Annotated in this window: 6 protein-coding genes, 1 pseudogene and 1 riboswitch; of the genes and pseudogenes, 1 reads left to right on the top strand and 6 read right to left on the bottom strand. The window is 72.3% G+C overall.

Annotation, left to right across the window (positions count from 1 at the left end; all coding sequences use genetic code 11):
* The first annotated feature begins 301 nt into the window (after positions 1-301).
* Positions 302-391: riboswitch (ZMP/ZTP riboswitch) on the top strand.
* Positions 392-410: 19 nt separating this feature from the next.
* Entirely contained in the window at positions 411-1,847 is a 1,437-nt protein-coding gene (locus DLJ58_RS21970) for a glycine hydroxymethyltransferase (RefSeq protein ID WP_124858885.1), read from the top strand.
* A gap of 126 nt (positions 1,848-1,973) precedes the next feature.
* Here DLJ58_RS21970 and DLJ58_RS21965 read toward each other — a convergent pair whose 3' ends face one another.
* The 6 genes and pseudogenes from DLJ58_RS21965 to DLJ58_RS21940 form a co-directional block, all read right to left on the bottom strand.
* Positions 1,974-2,234 carry a hypothetical protein gene (locus tag DLJ58_RS21965; RefSeq protein WP_091397680.1) on the bottom strand — a complete coding sequence of 87 codons (261 nt, stop codon included), beginning with the start codon at positions 2,232-2,234 and terminating at the stop codon, positions 1,974-1,976.
* A 67-nt stretch (positions 2,235-2,301) separates the two neighbouring features.
* Positions 2,302-3,645: an aminotransferase-like domain-containing protein gene (locus DLJ58_RS21960; RefSeq protein ID WP_124858884.1), complete on the bottom strand. Its 1,344-nt coding sequence runs from the start codon at positions 3,643-3,645 to the stop codon at positions 2,302-2,304.
* A gap of 3 nt (positions 3,646-3,648) precedes the next feature.
* Positions 3,649-4,752, bottom strand: a complete 1,104-nt coding sequence (locus DLJ58_RS21955; RefSeq protein WP_124858883.1) for an alpha-hydroxy acid oxidase — start codon at positions 4,750-4,752, stop codon at positions 3,649-3,651.
* Positions 4,753-4,870: 118 nt separating this feature from the next.
* A pseudogene (locus DLJ58_RS21950) lies at positions 4,871-5,785 on the bottom strand (alpha/beta hydrolase); the annotation flags it as partial.
* 7 nt (positions 5,786-5,792) lie between these two features.
* Entirely contained in the window at positions 5,793-7,004 is a 1,212-nt protein-coding gene (locus DLJ58_RS21945; protein WP_124858881.1) for a cytochrome P450, read from the bottom strand.
* Between the two features lie 67 nt (positions 7,005-7,071).
* Positions 7,072-8,349 (bottom strand): SGNH/GDSL hydrolase family protein, encoded by a 1,278-nt coding sequence (locus DLJ58_RS21940; protein ID WP_124858888.1) that lies wholly within the window; start codon positions 8,347-8,349, stop codon positions 7,072-7,074.
* Positions 8,350-8,429 lie beyond the last annotated feature (80 nt).

Below are 8,429 nucleotides of genomic sequence, written 5' to 3'. Positions count from 1 at the left end.
GTTCGTCGGCAGCGTCAGATGTGTATAAGAGGCAGGGGCCAGGGGGTTAGCAGCCTGGTTCGGCTATCCGGCGGTGCTGCTCGGACTTGAGCCGGTCCGGAATGATCTTGCCGGCCGCGGTCTGCACCTTGTTGATCGGTGGGTGTGGTCATGTTCTCGACTCCTTCTGTGCGAACCCTGGCCGCACCCGTGACGGCGCGGTGGTCACCTACCGTGTGCCCCGCGACGCATCGCCCAATCACGTCGGCGGGGTCGCCTCCCGGAGGGCGGCCCGAACGGCCGGTTCCGGCCCGGTAGGATCCTCCCGGGCCGTTACTGGCGCGTGGGGATGGAGAACCATCGGGGAGCGGCCTCGTCACGTGGACGTTTGCCGAGCGCCTGGGCCTTCCCGCACGTCTGTTGGAGGTCGCATGTCCCGCAACGCCGAGTCCACCGCATTCCGGAGTGCCCTTGAGGTGATCCGGGCTGTCGAGCCGCGGGTCGCCGACGCCATCGGCGCCGAGCTGACCGACCAGCGGGAGTCGCTCAAGCTGATCGCCAGTGAGAACTACGCCTCCCCGGCGACCCTGCTGGCCATGGGTAACTGGTTCAGTGACAAGTACGCCGAGGGCACCGTCGGCCGCCGCTTCTACGCCGGCTGCCAGAACGTCGACACCGTCGAGGCGCTCGCCGCCGAGCACGCCCGGGAGCTGTTCGGCGCCGCGCACGCGTACGCGCAGCCGCACTCGGGCATCGACGCCAACCTGGTCGCCTTCTGGGCGGTGCTGGCCGACCGGGTGGAGTCCCCCGCCCTGAAGAAGGCCCAGGTCCGCCAGGTCAACGACCTCACCGAGGCCGACTGGTTCGCGCTGCGCCGCGAGCTGGGCAACCAGCGGATGCTCGGCATGTCGCTGGACGCAGGCGGCCACCTCACCCACGGTTTCCGGCCGAACATCTCCGGCAAGATGTTCGACCAGCGCAGCTACGGCACCGACCCGGCGACCGGCCTGATCGACTACGACCGGGTGGCCGAGGCCGCCCGCGAGTTCAAGCCGCTGATCCTGGTGGGCGGCTACTCCGCGTACCCACGGAAGGTGAACTTCCGGATCCTGCGCGAGATCGCCGACTCGGTCGGCGCGACCTTCATGGTCGACATGGCGCACTTCGCGGGCCTGGTGGCCGGCAAGGTGTTCACCGGCGACTTCGACCCGGTGCCGCACGCGCACATCGTCACGACCACCACGCACAAGTCGCTGCGCGGCCCGCGCGGCGGCATGGTGCTCTGCCAGCCGGAGCTCGCCGACCAGGTGGACCGGGGCTGCCCGATGGTGCTCGGCGGGCCGCTGCCGCACGTGATGGCCGCCAAGGCGGTCGCGCTCGCCGAGGCCCGCCGGCCCGACTTCGCCGACTACGCCCAGCGGATCGTGGACAACTCGCAGGCCCTCGCCGAAGGGCTGTTGCGTCGGGGCGCGAAGCTCGTCACCGGTGGCACCGACAACCACCTGGTGCTGATCGACGTGTCCGGCTACGGGCTCACCGGCCGGCAGGCCGAGCAGGCCCTCCTCGACTCGGGCATCGTGACCAACCGCAACTCGGTCCCGCAGGACCCGAACGGCGCCTGGTACACCTCCGGCATCCGGATCGGCACCCCGGCGCTCACCACGCGGGGCCTGGGCACCGCCGAGATGGACCAGACCGCCGAGCTGATCCACACCGTGCTGACCCAGACCACCGCCGGTGCCAACGCCGACGGCACCCCGTCGAAGGCGAAGTACACGCTGGACGCCGGCCTGGCCGACAAGATCGCCCGCCAGGCCACCGACCTGCTGGCCACGTACCCCCTCTACCCCGGCATCGACCTGAGCTGACCCGACCGACCCGCGTCGATCATGGTGTTGTGGTGCCCGAATGAGGGCGGGTAGCGAACTTCGCCCACCACCACAACTCCATGATCGACGCGGACGGAGGGCGGAGCCCGTGGCGGACGGGGGGGGTTAGGCCATCGGACGCTTGAGGTGGTATCGGTGGACTTCGGTGCTGCCCTGGACGTTGTTGACGTCCTCGGCGGCGGAGACCAACTCCCACCCCTCCCGGCCGGCGCGGTTGAGGTGCGCGATGGCGGTGTCGCCGTAGGCGGTGATGTCCTTGCGTGACCCGTCCGGCGCGTACCAGACGAACGAGACGTGAAAATTGCGGCCCTGTCCCTGATAGCGACGGACGAGCAGGGCGTACTCCCAGGCAACCATGCGGCTTATTATGACCGTCCAACCAGGACGGCGGTACGCGGGTCGTCGCGCATTGCCATCCGATGAACGCGGTGTGTCAACCCGCCAGGCGAGTCACCTCGTCGGTGATCAGCGCCGCGAGGCGATCCAGCCCGACGTCGATCTGCTCCGGTGTGACCGCGCTGACCGACAACCGCAACGCGCGCACCGGCTCGGTGTCGTCGTAGAAGTGCGCCATCGGCGTCCACAGCACCCCGTAGTCGCGCCCCGAGCGGTCCAGCAGCGCGTCATCGACCGGGAACGGCACGGTCACCACCACGAAGAACCCACCAGCCGGCACCGTCCAACGCACCGCGGGCCGGTCCGGCTGATCGGGCTGGTCCGGCAGAGCCGGGAAGCGCCGGGCGAGGCCGGCCACCAGGTGGCGCAGATTCCGGGTGTACGCGGACCGCTCCCGGGTGTTCGCGGCCACCAGGCTGCATCCGTGCTCCAGCAGCCGGCCCCCGATCACCGCCTGCGCGATGGGCGACGTGTTCACAGTGACCATGCTCTTGATCATGGCGAGTTGGTCGGCGAGCGGGCCGACCCGACCGCCCGGGCCGGCGACCCGCTGGTCGGCGATGACGTACCCGACCCGCGCGCCGGGGAGCACGGTCTTGGCGAACGAGCCGAGGTAGACGACCCGCCGGCCGGTGTCCAACGCCTTCAGGGTGGGCGGGCGCGGCCCGTCGTCGCTGTGGAACAGACCGTACGGGTTGTCCTCCAGCAGCAGCAGGTCCTCCTGCGCGGCCAGGTCCAGCAACCGTTGCCGGTGTGCGGTGTCGATGCTGAGCCCGGAGGGGTTGGCGAAGTCCGGCATCAGGTAGCAGGCGCGCGGCCGCAGCCCCGCCGCCCGGGCCCGGTGAACCTGGGCGGCCAGGTCGGCCAGGTCGACCCCGGCCGACCCACCGGCGACCGGCCACACCGGCAGGTCCACCAGCCGGGCCGCCCCGGTCAGCCCGACGTAGGTCGGGGCGACCGCGAGCAGCACGTCCGCCGGCCCGGCCCGCAACGCCCGCAGCACCAGGAACATGGCCTCCTGGCAGCCGACGGTCACCACCACGTCCTCCGGGTCGACGGTGATTCCCTCGTCGGCCGCGAGGTTTCGGGCGATCAGGTGGTGCACGATGCCCTTGGTCCGGCCGTACTGGAGCAGCAGCCGCCGGGCCTGCTCAGGTCGGTGCCCCAGGTCGTCGACGAGGTGCCGGTGGAAGGTGTCCAGGTGGCGGTGCACCGCCGCGAGGTCGAAGAACTCCTCGTACGGCCGGCCGGCCGCGAGGGACACCGCCGCCGGGTAGCGCTCGGACACCTCGTTGAGGAAGTTCATCGAGGTCAGCGTCGGATCGCCCAGCGCGGGGTGCAGATCGGCGACGGTCAGGTCGACCGGTTCGGCGGCGCTCACCCCTCAGCCCACCCCGAGGGTGCGCAGCTCGCCGGCCGCCACCACGTCGGCGCAGCCGGCCAGGGTGAGCGCGTCGGTCAACTCGGCGACGAGCAGCCCCAACGCGTCCTTGGCGGCCGGTTCGCCACCGGCGGCCAGCGCCCAGAGCAGCGGCCGGCCGACCAGCACCCCGGCCGCACCCAACGCCAGCGCCCGCAGCACGTCGGTGCCGCACCGGATGCCGCTGTCCAGCAGCACCTGGCAGTCGCCCCCGACCGCGTCGACGACCTCCGGCAGCATGGTGACGCTCGCCGGTGAGCCGTCCAGTTGCCGCCCGCCGTGGTTGGAGACGACCACCGCGTCCGCGCCGACCCGTACCGCCTCGGTCGCGTCGCGCGGGTCCAACAGCCCCTTGACCACCAGCGGTAGGTCGACCTGCTCGCGCAGCCACGCCAGGTCCGCCCAGCGCAGCGCCGGCGCGAACGACGCGGCGGTGTGCGCGGCGATCGCGGACACCCCGGGGGCACCGGAGTGCGCCAGCGCGTCACGACCGTCGGGAAGGTTCGCGGCGACCACCTCGGCCGGCAGCCGGAACGCGTTGCGCAGGTCCCGGGGACGTCGGCCGAGCACCGGGACGTCCACTGTGACCACCAGCGCCCGGCAGCCGGCCGCGACGACCCGGTCCAGCAGGTCGCGGACGAGCGCCCGGTCGCGCAGCCAGTAGAGCTGGAACCAGACGTCCGCGCCCGCCCCGGTGACCTGTTCGATGGGGGTGCTGCCCAGCGTGCTGGCCAGGTACGGGATCCCCGCCGCGCCGGCCGCCGCCGCCAGACCCAGCTCTCCGTCCGGGTGCACCAACCGCTGGTACGCCATCGGCGCCACCCCGACCGGCATGGCGTACCGACGGCCGAGCAGGTGGGTGCCGAGGTCGACGGTGTCCACTCCGCGCAGCACCCGGGGCAGCACCGCGACCCGGTCCAGCGCGCGACGGTTCGCGGCGAGGGTCACCTCGGAGGCACTGCCGCCGGCCAGGTAGTCCCACACGTCCGGCGGCAGCACGGCCCGGGCCCGCTCGGCGTAGTCGGCCAGCGACACGGCCGGCGGGTCGGCCAGCGCCCGCTCACCCATCGCCGGCTCCGGGGCCCGTCGCGGTCGCCGGCTGATCCACCTCGCCCGCTCGGGCGACGTCGGCGGCCTCGCCCAGCCGGGCGGCGTCGGCGGCCTCGCCCGGCCCGGTCGGCAGCCCGAAGCGGTCGCGGAGGAAGGCCGCAGCGCTTTCCTGCGCGCGCCGACCGTCGGTGAAGGTGCCAGGCATGGCGAAGAACCCGTGGATCATGCCCGGGTAGTGCTCCAACCGGGTGGACACACCAGCGTCGCGCAGCCGCTCGGCGTACCGCTGCCCCTCGGCGCGCAGCGGGTCCAATTCGGCCGTGATCACCAGCGCCGGTGGCAGCCCGGACAGGTCGTCGGCGAGCAGCGGCGACGCGAGGGGATCCCGGGCGTGCGCCGGGTCGGCCAGGTAGTGCGCCCGGTACCAGGCGACCGAACGGCTGTTGAACAGCGCCGGGTCGTCACCACCGGCCGGTTGGCCGCTCTGGTCGGTGTTCGGGTAGACCAGCAGTTGCGCGGCGAGCGCAGGCCCGTCAGTGCGGCTGAGCAGGGTGACCGCGGCGGCGAGGTTCCCGCCGGCGCTGTCCCCACCCACCGCCATCCGGGTCGGGTCCACGCCCAGGTCGTCGGCGTGCCGGGCGATCCACGAGGTGGCGCCGTGGCAGTCGTGCACCGCCGCTGGGAAGGGGTGCTCCGGGGCGAGGCGGTAGCCGACGGTGATCACCTGACAGGGCACGGCGTTGGCCAGCCGCCGGCAGATGCCGTCGGCGGTGTCGATGCTGCCGAGCGTCCAGCCGCCGCCGAAGAAGTACAGCAGGGTGGGCAACGGACCCGACCCGGTCGGCCGGTACACCCGCAGCGGCAGTTCCCCGGCGGGGCCGGGGAGCCGCTCGTCGCGTACCTCGGTCACCGGCTCGACCGCGCCGCTGCCGGCGCGGATCGCGGCCAGATCCGCGGCGCGCGCCTCGGAGAGGGTCTGTGCGTACAGCGGCGGGGTGCCGGCCGCGGCCCGAGCCGCCCGGTACGCGGCCACCTCCGGGTGCACTGCCATGTCGCTCCTATCCACCGGTGCTGACCAGCAGCTTGTCGATCCCGCGCAGGAACAGGCTGCCGCTGTACGTCGGTGCCTCGGTGACCGTCAGCGCGGGGAACCTGGCGAACAGCCGGGGCAGCGCGAGGCGACCCTCCAACCGCGACACCGCCGCACCGAGGCAGAAGTGCAGACCCACCCCGAAGGCCAGCGACGGCGGGCCGGGACGGGTCGGGTCGAAGGTGTCCGGGGCCGGGAAGCGGGCCGGATCGCGGTTGGCCGCCCCGATCATGATCAGCACGTTGTCGTCGGTGGCGACCGGCACGCCGTGCAGCACGGTGTCGGCCGGCGCGGCGCGGGCCAGGAAGTGCACCGGGCTCGCCAACCGCAGCACCTCGTCGACGCAGCCCTGCGCCAGCGTGGCGTCGGTGGGCAGCGCCACGACCGTCTGCGGGTGGGCCAGCAGCAACGGCAGCCCGTTGCTGAACATGTAGACGGTGGTGACGAAGCTGGCGTTGAACAGCACGATCAGGTTGCTGACCAACTCCTCCTCGGTCAGCTCCACCTCCCCGGAGTCGAGCGCCTCGACCAACGCGCTGAGCAGGTCGTCTCCGGGCACCCGGCGGCGGTGCCCGAGCAGTTCCCGGTAGAAGGCCCGCAACTCCCGCGCGGCGGTGTTGGCCGCGGCCAACCGCTGCGGGGTCTTCCCCGCCACGTCCAGGAACTCGTCGATCCACTCCACCCGCTCGCGGTACCACGGCAACTCGGCGGCCGGGATGCCGATGAACTCGGCCATCACCAGGGCCGGGATCGGGTACGCGAAGTCGGCCACGAAGTCGACAACGCCCTCCCCGGCGTCCGCCATCCGGTCCAGCAGCTCGTCGACCACCCGCAGGATCACCGGTTCCAGCGCGCCGAGGCGGCGCGGCGTGAAGGTGCGGGAGAAGACGTGCCGCATCCGGGTGTGATCGGGCGGGTTGACGAACATCATCGAGGTCTGGAAGGTCCGCAGGATGTCCTGCTCCTCCCAGCCCGGCGGCGGCTGTTTCGTCCACTCCGGATCGCGCAGCAACCCGTCGACGAGGTCGTAGCCGACCGCGACGGCGGCCACCGTCCGGTGCTCGGCGCGCGCCGGCACCGCGCTGATCGGGCCGAGCCGGTGCAGGTCCGCGTACCACGGGTACGGGTCCTGTCTGCCCTCCTCGCTGTACAGGCCGGTGAGTATCTCGTCCACGTCCACGGCCAACTCCTCCCCAGGATGTCGGTGACCGTGGGCGGCGGGGATCACCCGCCGCCCCCGGCCCATGTCACAGGTCGAGCAGCCGCAGCGGCACGGCGTCTGCCAGTGCCTGGTTGCCGGCGTCGTTGGGGTGGATGTGGTCCCCCGAGTCGTACGCGGGCAGCAGCTGGCTGGGACGTGCCGGGTCGCGCAGCACCCGGTCGAAGTCGAGCAGCCCGTCGAACTCCCGACTGCCGCGCAGGTACGCGTTCACGGCCTGGCGGGTGGCCTCCTTCTGCGGCGTCCACACGCCCGGCGCGCCGTGCCCCTCGTACGGGGTCAGCGTGGCCACCAGGCTGGTCAGCCCGCGCTGCTGGAGCTGCTGGTTGATCTGCCGCAGCGTGCCGATGATCGCCTCGGGTGAGTCGTTCGACATCCAGATGTCGTTGATGCCCAGGTGGGTGACGACGGTACGCACCCCGGTCTGCGGGAACACGTCCTCGTTGAGCCGGGCCGCCGCGTTCGGGCCGAGCTGGTAGTAGCCCGGGTAGTTGCCGTCGCCCGGCTCGGTGCCCTCGTGGTTGAGCCGGTTGCCGGCCAGGCTCAGGTTGAGCACACCCGGGGTGCGCTTGTCCGGCCGGTCGGCGAGCAGCCGGTCGGAGAGCAGGTCCGGCCAGCGCCGGTTGGCGTTGACGGTGCTGCCGTTGCCGTCACCGATGGAGTCGCTGAGCACGACCAGCGCGCCGGGGCTGCCCTTGCGCTGCACGTCGACGCCGGAGAGGAAGAACCAGCAGCAGGTCGGACGGGTGGTGAACCCGGTGCCCTCGGCTGCCCCGGTCAGATCCCCGGCGCCGATGAAGTTGGCCTGCTGGGACTGCCCGTGGAACGTGGTCGGGCCGGTCGGCGTCGGGAAGTGCAGGGTGACCACCAGGTCGCTGTCGTCAGCGACCGGGAAGGTCAACGGGTCGCTGAGCAGTTCGGCGCCCCGGTTCATGGTCGCCGTGGTGGCACCGGTGAAGGTCAGCGGACGTACCGAGACCGCGTCGATGTCGGAGAGGTCGTCGGGCGTCGCGGTGTTCGGTCGGGCGACGGTGGCGCGGCCGACAGTGACCGCCTGCTCGCCGTAGAGGTTGCTCAGGCGGACCCGCAGCGCCGGGCCGCCCACGGAGACGTGCACGATCATCCGGACGCTCTGGTTGTTGAGGCCGGTGTTGGTCAACCCGACCGAGTTGCCCCGGGTGACCGCGGTGGCCCAACTGCCCGCCCACTCGGCGCGGTCGGGTCGGCTGGCGGCGGTGCCGGACGGACCGGCGCTGGCGACGACGGCGGGTGCGCCGGCGATCAACAGCGCGGCCGCAGCGGCGATGACAGGCCATCTCTTCGGGGTTGCCGTTGCCATGGAACCTCCATCGTGTGGCAGCCCAGGGCCGTCCGCTGACGGCGCCC

Source organism: Micromonospora arida (assembly GCF_003857035.1).
GTDB classification, from domain to species: Bacteria; Actinomycetota; Actinomycetes; order Mycobacteriales; family Micromonosporaceae; genus Micromonospora; species Micromonospora arida.
The sequence above is the reverse complement of the archived record's forward strand: the minus strand, read 5'-3'. Positions and strand labels throughout refer to the sequence as shown.